13 protein-coding genes are annotated in these 14,311 nt (G+C 68.4%); 10 read left to right on the top strand and 3 right to left on the bottom strand.

From position 1 onward, the window contains the following. Positions 1-52 precede the first annotated feature (52 nt). The 10 genes from tssB (at position 53) to FMQ63_RS05725 (ending at position 10,919) form a co-directional block, all read left to right on the top strand. Positions 53-547 carry a type VI secretion system contractile sheath small subunit gene (tssB, locus tag FMQ63_RS05770; protein WP_011554793.1) on the top strand — a complete coding sequence of 165 codons (495 nt, stop codon included), beginning with the start codon at positions 53-55 and terminating at the stop codon, positions 545-547. A 25-nt stretch (positions 548-572) separates the two neighbouring features. After that, positions 573-2,057 (top strand): type VI secretion system contractile sheath large subunit, encoded by a 1,485-nt coding sequence (gene tssC / locus FMQ63_RS05765; protein WP_011554794.1) that lies wholly within the window; start codon positions 573-575, stop codon positions 2,055-2,057. Positions 2,058-2,176: 119 nt separating this feature from the next. Further along, complete coding sequence (gene tssD, locus FMQ63_RS05760) at positions 2,177-2,668, top strand: type VI secretion system tube protein TssD (RefSeq protein WP_011554795.1); 492 nt, start codon at positions 2,177-2,179, stop codon at positions 2,666-2,668. Between the two features lie 83 nt (positions 2,669-2,751). Beyond that, positions 2,752-3,147 carry a type VI secretion system baseplate subunit TssE gene (gene tssE / locus FMQ63_RS05755; protein ID WP_011554796.1) on the top strand — a complete coding sequence of 132 codons (396 nt, stop codon included), beginning with the start codon at positions 2,752-2,754 and terminating at the stop codon, positions 3,145-3,147. Positions 3,148-3,184: 37 nt separating this feature from the next. Continuing rightward, positions 3,185-4,936 carry a type VI secretion system baseplate subunit TssF gene (gene tssF, locus FMQ63_RS05750; RefSeq protein ID WP_011554797.1) on the top strand — a complete coding sequence of 584 codons (1,752 nt, stop codon included), beginning with the start codon at positions 3,185-3,187 and terminating at the stop codon, positions 4,934-4,936. Beyond that, positions 4,900-5,943 (top strand): type VI secretion system baseplate subunit TssG, encoded by a 1,044-nt coding sequence (tssG, locus tag FMQ63_RS05745; protein ID WP_020478477.1) that lies wholly within the window; start codon positions 4,900-4,902, stop codon positions 5,941-5,943. Before tssF ends, tssG begins: the two co-directional genes overlap by 37 nt. A gap of 83 nt (positions 5,944-6,026) precedes the next feature. Continuing rightward, positions 6,027-8,684 carry a type VI secretion system ATPase TssH gene (tssH, locus tag FMQ63_RS05740; RefSeq protein WP_011554799.1) on the top strand — a complete coding sequence of 886 codons (2,658 nt, stop codon included), beginning with the start codon at positions 6,027-6,029 and terminating at the stop codon, positions 8,682-8,684. 8 nt (positions 8,685-8,692) lie between these two features. Then, positions 8,693-9,787: a hypothetical protein gene (locus FMQ63_RS05735; RefSeq protein WP_011554800.1), complete on the top strand. Its 1,095-nt coding sequence runs from the start codon at positions 8,693-8,695 to the stop codon at positions 9,785-9,787. 149 nt (positions 9,788-9,936) lie between these two features. Then, entirely contained in the window at positions 9,937-10,302 is a 366-nt protein-coding gene (locus tag FMQ63_RS05730; protein WP_011554801.1) for an HPF/RaiA family ribosome-associated protein, read from the top strand. 59 nt (positions 10,303-10,361) lie between these two features. After that, entirely contained in the window at positions 10,362-10,919 is a 558-nt protein-coding gene (locus FMQ63_RS05725; protein ID WP_011554802.1) for a peroxiredoxin, read from the top strand. Between the two features lie 18 nt (positions 10,920-10,937). Here the strand turns inward: FMQ63_RS05725 and FMQ63_RS05720 are convergent, their stop codons facing one another. From FMQ63_RS05720 to cysW, 3 genes are all read right to left on the bottom strand, one after another. Continuing rightward, positions 10,938-12,305: a family 16 glycosylhydrolase gene (locus FMQ63_RS05720; RefSeq protein ID WP_011554803.1), complete on the bottom strand. Its 1,368-nt coding sequence runs from the start codon at positions 12,303-12,305 to the stop codon at positions 10,938-10,940. A 92-nt stretch (positions 12,306-12,397) separates the two neighbouring features. Further along, a complete protein-coding gene (locus tag FMQ63_RS05715; RefSeq protein WP_011554804.1) occupies positions 12,398-13,465 on the bottom strand; it encodes a sulfate/molybdate ABC transporter ATP-binding protein in 1,068 nt (355 codons plus the stop codon). Beyond that, positions 13,462-14,310, bottom strand: coding sequence for a sulfate ABC transporter permease subunit CysW (cysW, locus tag FMQ63_RS05710; protein WP_020478475.1), 849 nt, complete (start codon positions 14,308-14,310; stop codon positions 13,462-13,464). The genes FMQ63_RS05715 and cysW overlap by 4 nt, the downstream gene beginning before the upstream one ends. Position 14,311 lies beyond the last annotated feature (1 nt).

Below are 14,311 nucleotides of genomic sequence, written 5' to 3'. Positions count from 1 at the left end.
CCCTCATGCGACGCCCGCGTCTTCTACGCAGTTCTCAAGGAGAAAGCCGCAGATGAGCAAAGAGAGTTCCGTCGCCCCTACCGAGCGCGTCAACATCGTCTACAAGCCCGCCACCGGCAACGCGCAGGAGCAGGTGGAGCTGCCGCTGAAGGTGCTGATGCTGGGGGACTTCACGGGTCAGGAAGACGCCCGTCCGCTGGAGCAGCGCGCGCCCATCAACGTGGACAAGGCCAACTTCAACGAAGTCATGGCCCAGCAGAACCTCAAGGTCACCCTGACCGCCGCCGACAAGCTTTCGGCGGACCCGAACGCCACGATGAACGTGTCGCTCCAGTTCAAGAACCTGAATGACTTTTCGCCCGAGAGCGTCGTCAATCAGGTGCCGGAGCTGAAGAAGCTGCTCGAGCTGCGCAGCGCGCTCAACGCCCTCAAGGGCCCCCTGGGCAACCTGCCGGCGTTCCGCAAGAAGCTCCAGGCTCTGCTCGCCGACGAGGACGGACGCAAGGCGCTCATCAAGGAACTGGGTCTGACCGAAGAGACCAAGTAGCCCTTTCCGGGGGAACCGAATCACCATGGCCAACGAGACCCAGACCCAGAAGTCCACGGGCGTCGCCAATGACGCCTCGCTGTCCCTGCTCGACGAAATCCTGTCCGAGGCCAAGCTGAAGCCGAAGGACGAGGGTTACGACGTCGCCAAGCGCGGCGTGCAGGCCTTCATCACCGAGATGCTGGCGCCCAACCGCTCCGAGGAGCGCGTGGACAAGGCGCTCGTCGACGCGATGATTGCCGAAATCGACAAGCGCCTGTCCTCCCAGGTCAACGAAATCCTCCACGCGAAGGAGTTCCAGAAGCTGGAGTCCTCGTGGCGCTCGCTGAAGTTCATGGTGGACCGCACCGACTTCCGCGAGAACACCCGCGTGGAGATGCTGAACGCCTCCAAGGAAGACCTGCAGAAGGACTTCGAGGACGCGCCCGAGGTCACCAAGAGCGGCCTGTACAAGCTCGTGTACTCCAACGAGTACGGCGTCTTCGGTGGCAAGCCCTACGGCATCATCTCCGCCAACTACGACTTCAACGTGGGCCCGCAGGACATGGAGCTGCTCCGCAAGTGCGCCTCCGTGGCCGCCATGGCGCACGCGCCCTTCATCGGCAATGCCGCGCCGGAAGTGTTCGGCGAGGAGAGCTTCCTCAAGCTGCCCGACCTGAAGGACCTCAAGTCGCTCTTCGAGGGTCCGCAGTACGCCCGGTGGCACTCGTTCCGTGAGAGCGAGGACGCGCGCTACGTGGGCCTGGCGCTGCCGCGCTTCCTGCTGCGCCTGCCCTACGGTGAGAAGACGGTGCCGGTGAAGGCCTTCAACTTCACCGAAGACGTCGTGGGCCACCACGAGCGCTACCTGTGGGGTCACGCCTCCGTGGCGCTCACCAGCCGCGTGGCGGACTCGTTCGCCAAGTTCCGCTGGAGCCCGAACATCATCGGTCCCCAGTCCGGCGGCGCGGTGGAGAACCTGCCGCTGCACCAGTACGAGGCCATGGGGGAGATCCAGACCAAGATTCCCACCGAGGTCATGCTCACCGAGCGGCGCGAGTTCGAGCTCTCCGAGGAGGGCTTCATCGGCCTGGTGTTCCGCAAGGACTCCGACAACGCGGCCTTCTTCAGCGCCAACTCCACGCAGAAGCCCCGGTTCTTCGGCAACACCCCGGAGGGCAAGGCGGCGGAGACCAACTATCGCCTGGGCACGCAGCTCCCTTACATGTTCATCATGACCCGCCTGGCGCACTACATCAAAGTGCTCCAGCGCGAGCAGATTGGTAGCTGGAAGGAGAAGTCGGACCTGGAGCGCGAGCTCAATCACTGGCTCAGCCAGTACATCTCCGACATGGACGACCCTGCTCCCGCCGTGCGCTCGCGCCGCCCCCTGCGCGCCGCGCGCGTGGTGGTGGAGGACGTGGAGGGTCAGCCGGGCTGGTACCGCTGCAGCCTGCAGGTGCGCCCCCACTTCAAGTACATGGGTGCATCGTTCACCTTGTCCCTCGTGGGCAAGCTGGACAAGGAGTAGAGCCCGTTTCACCCAGCGTCGGTCATTTCAGCTAGTTTAGGGGCTCCAACAAGCCCAGGCTCAGGGTGAGCCTGGGTCCACCAGCGCGCGGACGCGCGCAAAGCGACGAGGTTGAAGTCATGGCTGAATCAGTACACCTGTACCTGAAGGCGAACGGCAGCGACATCAAGGGCGACAGCACGCAGACCAGCCTGGGCCGCGCGGACTCCATCGAGTGCGTCGCGTACAGCCAGAAGGTCTTCACCGCTCGCGAGGCCGGTTCGGGTCTGGCGACGGGCCGCCGCCAGTACGAGGGCATCGAAATCACCAAGCGCATCGACAAGTCGTCGCCGCTGCTGATGAAGGCCCTCTGCGAGAACCAGGTCATCGACGCGACCTTCAAGTTCTTCCGTCCGAACCCGACGGGCGACGGCACCACCGAGCAGTTCTACACGGTGTCCATCAAGAAGGCCCGCATCAACGCCATCCAACAGACGGTGCCGAACTCCTTCGTGCCGGCGAGCACCAACCTGCCCCCGATGGAGACCCTCCAGCTGGTGTTCCACACCATCAACTGGACCATCACCCAGGGCGGCGTTACGCACGAGGACACCTGGGACACCCAGCGTTGATGTCAGTCCCTCCACCGGCCGTCCGTGCAAGTGGGCTCCGCGGGCGGCCGGGGGTTGGGGTACTCCGTTGTTGAAGGAAATCCATGGGCTCCCGAGGCTTGTTGTCGCGCATCGCTGAAGGCAACGGCACGCTCGCCCCGCCTGGCGACGTCGTTGAATCCATCGCCGAGCACCTGCGCAACCTCCTCAACACGCGCAAGGGAGAGTCCGTGGCCTCACCCGGCTACGGCATCCTGGACCTGAACGACATCGTCCACTCCTACCCGTCGGCGATACCGCGGATGACGCAGTCCATCCGGCAGGCCATCCAGGAGTTCGAACCGCGCCTGAAGAGCGTGGTGGTGCACTACAACGCGGACCCGGTGGACCCGACGGCGCTGCGCTTCGACATCACCGCCCAGTTGGCCACGCGGGATCGACGAGGCATGGTGCGTTTCCATACCCAGGTGCACCCGGGCGGACGCGTGGACCTGTGGTGAGCCGGGTGAATCCAGGGGTGCGTGGCGGAGGGCGAGGATGTTCAGCAAGTATTACCTGAGCGAGCTGTCGTACCTGCGGGAGATGGGACGGGCCTTCGGGCTGGCCAACCCCTCTGTCGCGGGCCTGTTGGTGGAGCGCGGCGCGGACCCGGACGTGGAGCGGCTGCTGGAGGGCTTCGCGTTCCTCGCGGCCCGCATCCGCGAGCGCGTGGACGACGACGTGCCGGAGCTGGTGCACGGGCTCACCGAGCTGCTGCTACCGCACTACCTGCGCCCGCTGCCGGCCTCCACCATCGTCGAGTTCACCCCGCACCTGCGCGCGCTGCGCGGCCGCTCGCGGCTGGCCGCCGGGGCGGAGGTGGCGTCGCAGCCGATTGACGGCACCAGTTGCGTCTTCCGCACCACCACGGACGTGGACCTGCTGCCGGTGCAGCTCACCGACGCACTCCTGGACCGGTCGTCCATCACCGCGCCGGTGCTGCGCCTCTATTTCCAGACGACGGAGCAGGGCCGCGCGGAGGTGTTGCGCGAGCAAGGCCTGCGCCTGTTCATCCACGCCGACCTGTCCGCTGCGTCGGTGGTGCTGCTGTGGTTGCTCCGCTACTGCCGCCAGGTGCGCGTGCGCGGCGCGTCTGGCCAGGGAGACGGCATCAAGCTGCCGGTGAATGCCATCCAACCGGTGGGCTTCCACCGGGACTTCAAGCTGCTGCCCTGGCCGCGCGCCAGCGAGGGCTACCGGCACCTCCAGGAGTACCTGACGCTGCCGGAGAAGTTCCTGTTCTTCGAGGTGCGCGGGCTGGACGCCGCCGCCGGGCTGAAAGAGGACCGCTTCGAGATTGCCTTCCACCTGGAGCGGCCGCCGCCCCTGGATGCGCGCATCCACCGGGAGATGTTCCGGCTACATTGCGCCCCCGTGGTGAACCTCTTCAGCGTGCCGGCGGACCCCATCCTCCACCGCACGCTGGACCGGGAGCACCTGCTGCGCGCGTCCGACCTGCCCCCCAACCACGCGGAGATTTACTCGGTGGACTCGGTGACGGGCCTGAAGGCCGGACGCAACGAGCGGCGCGTCTACCGGCCCTTCTACGAGTTCACCCACACCGCGGGCGGGGACGCCGAGCAGTCCTTCTATCGGCTGCGCCGGGCGCCTTCGCCGCTGGACGAAGGAATCGACACGTACATTACGCTGGAGACGCCGCGGAACATCGCGCCGGAGGTCAACGCCGAGGAAGCGCTGTCCATGGACCTGACGTGCACCAACCGCTCGCTGCCCTCGCGGCTGCAGGTGGGTGACTTGACGGCATCCACCTCCGCCAGCCCCACGCAGGCGAAGTTCAAGAACATCTCCCCGGTGAGCCGGCCCGCGCGCGCGCCGCTGGGCACCGAACTGCACTGGCGGCTCCTGTCGCACCTGGCCATCAACCAGCACTCGCTGGCGGACGCGGCCGCACTGCGGCGGCTGATGGACCTGTACAACTTCCATTCGCTCACCGACAACCTGGCGGCGCGCGCCAGCCGCCTGCGCATCAACGCCATCCGCGCGGTGGAGACGAAGCCGGTGACGCGCTTCCTGGAGGGCGCGCCGCTGCGGGGTCACCGCACCCGCGTGGACCTGGACGAAGAGAACTTCATGGGCGTGGGCGATTCGTTCCTCTTCGGCTCCGTGCTGGAGGAACTGCTCGCCTCCCACGTCACCATCAACTCCTTCAACGAGCTGAGCATCCGGCTTCACCCCTCGCAGACGGAGTTCGCGTGGCTTCCGAGGAACGGCTCCCAGACGCTTTTGTAGAGACGGCCCAGAAGCTGGCCGAGCTGGCGCCCCGGGTGGGCTTCTTTCCCCTGGTGGCGTTCTTGGAGCGGCTGACGTCGCAGGCCACGCGCGTGGGCGGCGCGGGGCCCGTCAACGAGGAGATGATTCGCTTCCGGCACGACCCGTCCCTGGGGTTCCCCTCGGGCGACGTGTCGTCCGTGACGCTCCACCAGGTGCCGGTGCGGGCGGAGGACCCGTATTCGAAGCGGCCGCTCTTCGAGGTGGTGACACGCTTCCTGGGCCTGACGGGCGCGGTGAGTCCCCTGCCCCACTACCTGGCCGAGGAGGTCGCGCAGGAGGACCCGGACCACCCGGTGCGGCGCGAGTTCCTGGACCTGTTCCACCACCGGCTGCTGTCGCTGCTGTACCGCATCGAGTCGAAGTACCGCGTCACGAGCGAGACGGACACATCCTTCTCGGACCAGTGGTCCCGGCGCCTGCTGGCGCTGGGCGGGTTCGACACCTACGAGAAGGCCCTGGAGGGTACGCTGCCGACCTGGCGCCTGCTGCGGATTGCCCCGCTGCTGGCCAGCCGGGCGAGGACGTCCGAGCAGTTGGAGGTCGCGCTCGAGGACGTGCTGGGCGACGACCTGGAGGGCGCGCGGGTGTCGGTGCGCCAGTTCGTGGGCCGCTGGGTGGACATCGACGCCCGGGCGCGGCTGGGCCACTCCAACCACCAACTGGGGCGCAACATGCTGCTGGGCGGCAAGGCCTTCGACCGGACGGGGAAGATTCAAATCCACATCCGGCCGCTGCCGCCGCGCGCCTACAAGCGGCTGATGCAGGAAGGGGACTTGCTGCCACTGGTGAGAGAAGTGGTAGCCCTCTTCGTGAGGGACCCCCTGGAGTACGATTTGGAGCTGGGGCTCACCGAAGGCGTGCAGCACCAGTTCCGGCTCTCCAGCCGGGAGCCGAGTCAGCTCGGGCGGGACACGTGGCTGGGCCTGAGTCAGCAGACGCAGATGAGTGTCCCCGTGGTGAAATGAGTTGTTAGAGCAGGCGGGCGCGGCGCGCGGGGATTTACGCCGCCACGGCGCGCCCGATATACCGTCCATCACCGCTTTCCTTTTTGGGGGCTCCCATTCGCGTCGATCCGAAAGCGCTCGTCCGTCGCCTGACGCCCACCTCTACCCGTCTGCTCGAGGCCGCCGTGGCCCGGGCCAGCGCGGGACGGTTCTATGAAATCGTCCCGGAGCACATGCTGGTGCAGATGCTGGAGCCGGAGGACTCGGACGTCGCGCGCATCCTCCAGCAGTTCGGCGTGGACCGCCGCCACCTGCTGGCCAGCATGGAGCGCGCCCTCCAGGGCCTGCGCGCGGGCAGCTCCGGCCGGCCCGTCTTCTCCGAGACGCTGTTCCAGTGGTTCGAGGAAGCGTGGCTCCTGGCTTCCGTGGAGCAGGGCGCCACGCGGCTGCGCTCGGGCCTGCTGTTCGCCCAGTTCGTCAGCCGGCGCGCGCGCTACACCGCGGAGCTGTTCCCCGAGCTGGACGCCATCAGCCGCGACGAGCTGATGAGCTCGCTGGACGTGGTGCTGCGGCCCTCGCCCGAGAATGTCGAGGTCGCCTCCGCGGATGCCGCCGCCAGTGGCGCCGCGGGAGGCGCGGCCAGTGGCGCGGGCGGCCGTGGGGATGAAGCCCTCAAGCGCTTCGCCACGTCCTTCACCGGCCGGGTGCGCGAGGGGAAGATCGACCCCATCTTCGGCCGGCACCGCGAAATCCGGCAGATGGTGGACATCCTCTCCCGCCGCCGGAAGAACAACCCCATCCTGGTGGGCGAGCCCGGCGTGGGCAAGACGGCGCTGGTGGAGGGCCTGGCCTGGGCCATCGTCCGGGGCGAGGTGCCCGACGCGCTGAAGAACGTGGAGCTGCTGGGGCTGGACCTGGGCCTGCTCCAGGCGGGCGCGGGCGTGCGCGGCGAGTTCGAGAACCGCCTCAAGGCCGTCATCTCCGAGGTGAAGGCCTCCCCCACCCCCATCATCCTGTTCATCGACGAGGCGCACACCATCATCGGCGCGGGCGGCTCGCAGGGCGGCACGGACGCGTCCAACCTGCTCAAGCCGGCGCTGGCGCGCGGTGAGCTGCGCACGCTCGCGGCCACCACCTGGGCCGAGTACAAGAAGTACTTCGAGAAGGACGCCGCGCTGGAGCGGCGCTTCCAGCCGGTCAAGGTGGAGGAGCCCAGCGAGGAGGACGCGGAGCTGATGCTGCGCGGCCTGCGCCCCACGTACGAAGCGGCCCACGGCGTCATCATCCGCGACGAAGCCGTCACCGCCGCGGTGCGCCTGTCCAGCCGGTACATCTCCGGCCGGCAGCTCCCGGACAAGGCGGTGGACCTGCTGGACACGTCCGCGGCCCGCGTGAAGATTGAGCTGTCCACCCGGCCCGAGGAGCTGGTGCAACTGGACCAGGAGATTTCGGCGCTGGAGCGCGAGCGCGACACGCGCAAGCGCGACCTCGCCGAGGGCACGGGCGGCCCGGACGAACAGACGTCCCTGGAGGCCGCCGAGGCGAAGCTGAGCGCCACGGTGGATGCACGAGCCACGCTGCATGCGCGCTGGGAGACGGAGCGTACGGCCGTCGCGGCGCTGATGGAGGCCCGCAAGGCCCTGCGCGAGGCCGCTCCGGACACGGACTCCGCGCCACTGAAGGCGGCCGTGGACGAAGCTGCGGCGAAGCTGGCGGCCACGCGCGGCGAGGTGCCGCTGGTACACGCGGACGTGGACGCGGACATCGTCGCGCGGGTGGTGGCGGGCTGGACGGGCGTGCCCGTGGGGAAGATGCGCAGCGACCTGCTGGAGTCGGTGCTCAACCTGGAGGACAAGCTCCGGGGCCGGGTGCGGGGCCAGGAGGCGGCGCTGAAGAAGGTTGCGGAAATCATCCGCATCTCCCAGGCCGGCATCCGCAACCCGGACACGCCCATTGGCGTGATGCTCTTCGTGGGCCCCAGCGGCGTGGGCAAGACGGAGACGGCGCTGGCGCTGGCGGACGCGCTCTATGGCGGCGAGCGCTTCATGACGACGCTCAACATGAGCGAGTTCCAGGAGAAGCACACGGTGAGCCGGCTCATCGGCTCGCCGCCGGGCTACGTGGGATACGGCGAGGGCGGCCTGCTGACGGAAGCCGTGCGTCAGCGGCCCTACTCCGTCGTGCTGCTGGACGAGTGCGAGAAGGCCGACCTGGAGGTGATGAACCTCTTCTACCAGGTGTTCGACAAGGGCTCGCTGACGGACGGCGAGGGCCGCGCGGTGGACTTCAAGAACACCGTGCTCATCCTCACCAGCAACCTGGCCTCGGACCTGGTGATGCGGATGTTCGAGGACGGCGCGCAGCCCACCTCCGATGAGGTGCTGTCGGTGATTCGCCCCGCGCTCAGCCAGCACTTCAAGCCGGCGCTGCTGGCTCGAATGACGGTCGTCCCCTTCGGGCCGGTGCAGCGCGACGTGATGCGCCAGATTGCCGAGATGAAGCTGGCCAAGCTGGTGAGCCGGCTGCGCACGGCGCACAACGTGGAGACGACGCTGGCGCCAGAGTTGCTGGACGAGCTTGCGCGCCGCTGCACGGAGTCGGAGATGGGGGCGCGCAACATGGAGCAGATTCTCCAGGGCTCGCTGATGCCGGCGCTGTCCCGCGAGTTGCTGCAGCACCTGGTGAGCGGCGCGGTGCCCCCGAAGCTGCATGTGGCCCTGACCGAGGGAGGCGACTGGGACCTCCGGTTCGCCGAGGCCTGAGAGAATCCATGAAACGAACGCTTCAGGCCTCCGCCGTCGCGCTGTCGCTGCTGGCCGGCTGCGCCACCGTCCCCAAGCCGTCGATGTGCTTCGCCGAGGCGGGCCCCAACGCGCGCTCGTTCCCCACGCCGGACACCTGGTTCGCGCTGCTGCTCCACGGCTACGACAAGGACACGGGTGCCAACCCGCGCCCCAGCGTGGACTGCGCCGGTGCCCCGGTGTGGTGGCAGGACCCGGCCGCGGACGAGTGCGTGGAGGCCGGTCCGGACTCGCAGGCCCTCCCTCCCGCGGAGAAGCTCTCCGAGGAGGACCTCGTCTTGGAGACGCTCCAGGCGGGCCAGCGGCTGGTCTGGGTGCAGACGCGGCGCTTCACCAACGGCGAGGCCCTGGGCCCGGTGGCCCTGGTGGAGAGCACCGAGCAGGGCTTCCGCGTGGAGGCCCTGGGCTCGCTGCGCGCCATGGCGAAGCACACCAAGCTGCGCCTGGAGAAGGTGAAGGGCACGCCAATCCTCGTCGCGGAAGGTGACGCGTGCACCTCCGGCGATGAGGAGGTCTGCCGCCGGCACGCGCGCATCATGCCGCTGCGCACCAACCGCTTCTTCAGCGAGTCCGTCTCCAACGCGAGCCGCGCCTGCCTGGGCGCCGCGTGGTTTCCGCTGTCCCGGGAGATGACCTTCGAGCTGCCCAACGGGCTGCGCCGCAAGTTCGAGCTGACGTCCACCCTCACCTTCGCGGAGGAGGGCATCAGCGTTCAGGAGCAGGTGCAGGTGAGCGACTCCGACCCGGCCCAGCCGGACGTGGCCCCCCGCCTCTACCGTCGCGCGCAGGACACGCGGAACCTGGAGCTGGCGAAAAACGCGTTGGTAGGCAACAAGGCGTCACTGTGGTCGCGCATGGTGGAGCAGCAGGTGCGCATTGGTGCCCGCGCGGTGCCGGAGGCCCCCATCTGGGCCATGCCCGCGAAGAAGGCCCCCACGGACGCCGCGGCCCCGGAGGCGGCCAGCAAGGCGCAGGCCCCCGCGACGACGGGCGCCGCCAGCCCACCCGCCAAGGCGGCTGCCAAGAAGCCCGCGGGCAGCACCGCGACGTCCAGCGGCCCGTGATTCCAGGGCCTCATGGCCCCGCCACCGGCCCCCGTGAACCTTCGGTTTTCCGAAGCGCTCACGGGGGCTTTTCCTATTTGCGGCAAAAGCGTCACGACGACAGAGATAGAGGCGTGGGCCCATGGTGGGCCCCGGAAGGAGCGTCCTGGATGCGAGTCGAAATCCGAGCCCGGAACATCCCCCTCACAGAGACCCTTCGAACCTACGCCGAGCGTCGCGTGCGCTTCGCCCTGGACCGGCTGTCCGACAGGGTGAAGGAAGTCGTCGTGCGGCTGGAGGATGCCAACGGCCCCAAGGGCGGCGTGGACCAGGTGTGCCGCGTGGCACTCCGCCTGGAACACGGGCGGGAGCTGGCCATCGAATCCTCGGACACCAACCTGCTGGCGGCCATCGACCGGACGCTGGAGCGCGCCAGCAACGCCGTCACGCGGGCGGTGGGCCGCGCGCAGCGCCAGGACGGCACCCGGCTGCGTGACGCAGCCTGGCAGCCCGAGGAGGCCGCCGCGCTGACATGATGTGACGCAGGCACGGCCGCCCCTTTCCGGGCGGCCGTGACCTGTCCCGAATCGAAAGGATGCACATGCAGGGCGGCGCGGGGATGTTGGCGAGGCTGAAGTCCACCTGGGCCCGTGCCCGGGAGCGGCGATGGGTGCGCTGGGGTGTGGACCTGGCCGTGTTCGCCCTCCTCTTCTCGGCGGTGGCCGCGTGGCAGGCCCGGAACCTTCCCGGAGCGGGGACACCCGCGCCCGCCTTCACCCTCCAGACGCTGACAGGTGACACCGTGCGGCTGGACGCGCTCCGCGGCAAGCCGGTGGTGCTGGCCTTCTGGGCCCCCTGGTGCGGCGTCTGCGGAATGGAGTCCTCCAACCTCTCGCAGCTGCGCAAGCTCGCGGGGGACTCCGCACATGTCGTGTCTGTCGCCGTGGCCTACGAAGACGAGGAGGCCGTCCGGCGCTTCGCCCAGGAGCACGCGGTGGACTACCCGGTGCTCCTCGGGGATGACGCCATTCAATCCGCCTTTCGTGTGAACAGCTTCCCCACCGTGTTCTTCATCTCCTCGGAGGGACGCGTGGAACGCGCGGCGGTGGGCTACACCACCCTGGCCGGACTGTTCTGGCGAATGGTGCTGTAGCCCTGGCTCACGCCGTGACTAGAGGCGGATGAGCTCCACGTCATCCATGTGGATGAAGTTGGCGGAGTTGCCCGACGTGGCGCGGGTGTGGAAGCCCAGCTCCAGGTAGCCTCCCGTCACGGAGATGGGCGGCGTCTCCACCATCGTCCAGTCGCCATGGTTCCCCAGGTTGGTGAACACGGGCGCGCACTCGCCACACGTCTTGGCCTGGAGGCGCGACAGGTCAAACCCGCCGCTCTTTCGCACCCACGCGCGGACCTTGTATGTGCCCGATGCGAGGCCCGGCACCGGCTGGTACGTCCAGACCTCGAAGGGCGTGCCATTCGTCCAGTGCGTCAGGTGATAGGCGCCGGTGCGGCCCCCGTTGTACGTCTCGCTGAAGTCCGCGGCCTCGGTGCCGTTGGGGCTCCAGGTGGCCCAGCCCGTCATGCCGTTCTCGAAGCTGGCGTTGGTGAGTGACGCGGGCGGCGGCGTGCTCCCCGGCTGGTACCAGCGCACCCACTCCACCTCCATCGTCTTCGTCTGGCCCCAGGGCAGACCAATCGCATCCGGGTGCGGGTGGCCGTACCAGTTCCCGCCCAGGGCGAGGTTCAGGAGGATGTAGTGGTTCTGCTGGAAGGCCGCCTCGTTGTGGGCGAACTCGTTGCCGCGAATCTCGCCGTCCAGGCGGAAGATCATCCGGTTGGCCGTCCACTCCACCTCGTACGTGTGGAAGCCATCCGCGATGCTGTACCCGCGGTTCGCGCCCGTGCCCCAGCTCTGCTGCGCGCCATTGGCGAACCAGTGCGCGGCGGACTTCATCCACGACGCGTCGTTGGAGTGCCACTCGAGGATGTCGATTTCGCCGCTCCGGGGCCACCCGACGTTGGAGATGTTCGCGCCCAGCGTCCAGAACGCGGGCCACATGCCATAGCCGGACGGTACCTTGATGCTCGCCACCAGCTTGCCGTAGCGGCGCTCCACCTTGCCCTTCGAGTGGATGCGGCCCGAGTAGTACGAACGTGGCCCGTAACCCGCGCAGCGTGAGTCAAACGGCGCGTCCGCCGTCCGCTGCGCGGTGAGGATGAGCTTGCCGCCAGCGACGGTGACGTTCTGCGCGCGGGGGAACTCCAGCTCCCCCGTGCCGAAGTTGCAGTTGTTGGTGACAGGGTCGAAGTTGCTCGTCAGCACCGTCCAGTTGGCCGAGTTGAGGCTGTTGCCCGTGAAGTCGTCCTGCCACGCCAGGTTCCAGCCCGGTCCTGGGTCATAGGCCCGCTCGCCTTGCTCCTGCGTCACCAGGGGAAGGGCTTCCGCGTCGGACAGTTCCGGCTCCGGGGAACAGCCGCCAACCAACGCCAGACTGCTCGCGGCCCACAACATCGAACGCAATGCGTGTCGTTTGTGCATGTCTTGCTCCAGGGGTTCCCCTGGGACATAGCCGCCCTCCCCCATCAAACAAGCAGTTTTGGCTGCAATATTAGATTCTCAAGAATTACCGCCTAGATGGAGTAGTCCCCCACGAAGACGGTGGCGGACCGGACGTCGGCGCGCACGGAGTCCCCCTCCGCCACGCCCAGCGCGTCGAACTCCGAGCGCGGCACCTCCACCGTGACTTCGTCCCCGCTTGGTAGGCGAAGGAACACCTTCACGTAGCCTCCCACGGGTTTGAGCCGCTCGACGCGGCCGGTGGCGGTGGACGCGCTCGCCGCGCCCGCGACTGCCTTCGCCAGCTTGATGTCATGCGGACGGACAAAGGCATGCACCGGCTCGCCCTCGCGCGCGGCGGCGGGAGCCGTCACGGACAGCGCCCCCATGGCCGCCCTGCCCGCCTGGACGTGGCCACGCAGCACGCTGGCGCCTCCAATGAATGAGGCGACGAAGGGGGACGCGGGCCGGTCGTAGATGTCCGAGGGAGAGCCCGCCTGGGCCACGCGGCCCTCGCTCAGCACCACCACGTGCTGGGATATCTCCAAGGCCTCCTGCTGATCGTGCGTCACCAGCAACGTCGTCAACCGCGTGCGCTCGTGCAGGGCATGGAGCCATTCCCGAAGCTCCTCGCGCACCCGCGTGTCCAGCGCGCCGAAGGGCTCGTCCAGCAGCAGCACGCGGGGGCGGATGGCCAGGGCGCGTGCGAAGGCCACGCGCTGCCGCTGCCCGCCGGAGAGCTGGCCGGGATAGCGGCCGCCCAGGTGCTCCAGTTGCACCATGCGGAGCATCTCCTCCACACGGGCCTCGCGCTCCGCCTTGGGAACGCGCCGGACCTCCAGGCCAAAGGCCACGTTCTGCCGGACCGTGAGGTGCTTGAAGAGCGCGTAGCTCTGGAAGACCACCCCCACGCCACGCTGCTGCACGGGCATCTGCGTGCTGTCCACGCCGTCGATGAGGACACGGCCCTCGTCGGGAATCTCCAGCCCGGCGATGAGCCGCAGCAACGTGGACTTGCCCGCGCCGGACGGCCCCAGCAGCGAGGTGATGGCACCTTCGGGGGCCTGGAAGGACACCTTGGACACGGCGGGACTGCCACCCCGATTGAACCGACGGGCGAGCTGTTCGACGACGATGCTCATGACGGCTGACTCCTCCACTCCACGAACTTCTTCACCACCAACGTCACGAGCGCGAGCAGCGTCAGCAGCGACGCCACGGCGAACGCGCCGGCCAGGTCGTACTCGTTGTAGAGAATCTCCGCGTGCAGCGGCAGCGTCGTGGTCACTCCGCGCACGTGGCCGGACACCACGGACACGGCGCCGAACTCACCCATTGCTCGCGCGTTGCAGAGGATGACGCCGTAAAGCACGCCCCACTTCACCTTCGGCAGCGTGACGGTCAGGAAGGTGCGCCAGCCGCTCGCGCCCAGCGTCAGCGCCGCCTCTTCTTCATCGCTGCCCTGGGCCTCCATCACGGGCAGCACCTCCCGTGCGACGAAGGGGAAGGTGACGAACACCGTGGCCAGGACGATGCCGGGCACGGCGAAGATGACGCGGACGTCGTGGTCCAGGAGCCACGGCCCCAGCCAGCCCTGCCGGCCGAAGAGCAGCACGAAGATGAGCCCCGCGATGACGGGTGACACGCTGAAGGGCAGGTCGATGAGCGTCATCAACAACGAGCGTCCCCGGAATTGGAACCGCGCGATGAGCCACGACGCGGCCAGGCCGAAGACGAGGTTGAAGGGCACGGCGATGGCCGCGGCCAGCAGCGTCAGCCGCATGGCCGCCAGCGCCGTCGGGTACGTCAGGGCGGCGACGTAGGCCTCCCAGCCCTTCTGGAAGGCGAAGGTGAAGACGGCCACCAGAGGGACGATGAGGAAGACGCCCAACAGCAGCACCGCCGCGCCGATGAGCCCCCAACGGACGAACGCCGGGCCGCTCAGACTGCGCGCGCTTCGGCGCAAGACAAGGGTGGACGGATGCATG

It is taken from the genome of Myxococcus sp. CA005, assembly GCF_006518205.1.
GTDB classification, from domain to species: domain Bacteria; phylum Myxococcota; class Myxococcia; order Myxococcales; family Myxococcaceae; genus Myxococcus; species Myxococcus xanthus.
The sequence above is the reverse complement of the archived record's forward strand: the minus strand, read 5'-3'. Positions and strand labels throughout refer to the sequence as shown.